This window comes from Zooshikella sp. RANM57 (genome assembly GCF_050749885.1).
Lineage (GTDB): Bacteria > Pseudomonadota > Gammaproteobacteria > Pseudomonadales > Zooshikellaceae > Zooshikella.
The window spans coordinates 1-979 of sequence record NZ_JBOIUB010000053.1 but is presented as its reverse complement, the minus strand read 5'-3'; the positions used below and the strand labels follow the sequence as shown (position 1 = coordinate 979).

The 979-nt window shown below is 54.6% G+C and carries 1 protein-coding gene; it reads left to right on the top strand.

The genetic code is table 11. The features are described 5' to 3' along the window. Nucleotides 1-979 (top strand): hypothetical protein (locus ACQ96U_RS27090; RefSeq protein WP_431724396.1); only part of this gene is annotated, 979 nt, incomplete at both ends.

The window sequence follows — 979 nt, the reverse complement described above, 5'->3', positions numbered from 1 at the left end:
CACGGGTCACTGAGTTTCGCTATAACGCCCAGGGGCAGCTGATCCAACAGCGTCAGAATGCACATCAGGTTGAAGGCCAGCCACGCCCACAAGTCGCGATGGTGAATCGCCAATACGATGCGGTGGGGAATCTAATTCGTGAGACCGATGCCAATGGTCAGGTCACCACCCTTTACTACAATGCCCGCAATCAATTGATCGCTCAGGTGGATGGCGACGGTGTACTGAAGACCTTTGGCTATGATGCCGCTGGCAACCGGTTGTCTGAGCGCAGCTATGATCAACGGTTGGATGTCAACACGCTGATGTTACACACCCCACCCGTGGGTCAAGGGGAATACCGCGAAACCCATTTTGAGTACGATGCTAACAACCATGAGCTGGCCCGTTACAGCCGTGAAGTACTGATGCATGATATTGATCGGGGTTACTTCTATGGCCTCGTCGGCCAAACCCAGGTCTACGATGCCAACGGCAATGTCATTAAAACCACCGATAGCCGGGGTCATAGCACCTACACCTTCTATGACGCCAAAGGCCAAGCCATCCTGTTGGTGGATGCCTTAGGCTATGCCACCCAACGTGAGTACGATGCGGCGGGGCATATTGTCGAAGAACTGAAATACGCCCAAGCACTGCCCGACAGTGCCCGTAATAGCCTCAGTATCGACAGCGATCCCCAGGCCTTATTGGCGCAGCTTGATGCGAGTCATACCGATAACCGCCTCACTCGTAACCAGTACGATGCCCTAGGTCGCTTGGTGCTCACGCGTCAGGTGGGTGTGAGTCACCAAGTTCAAGGCACTGATGCCGCAGGTAACGCCACATGGCAAACCCAACAGGGCGATGCCGTCACTGAAATGCTCTACGACGCCAATGGCAATAATGTCGCCATTATCCGCCGGAACAGTGGCAATCAGGCCGAACGTATTGACCTGCAATACGATGCCTTGAACCGCAAAGTGCTGGAGCAAGGCGC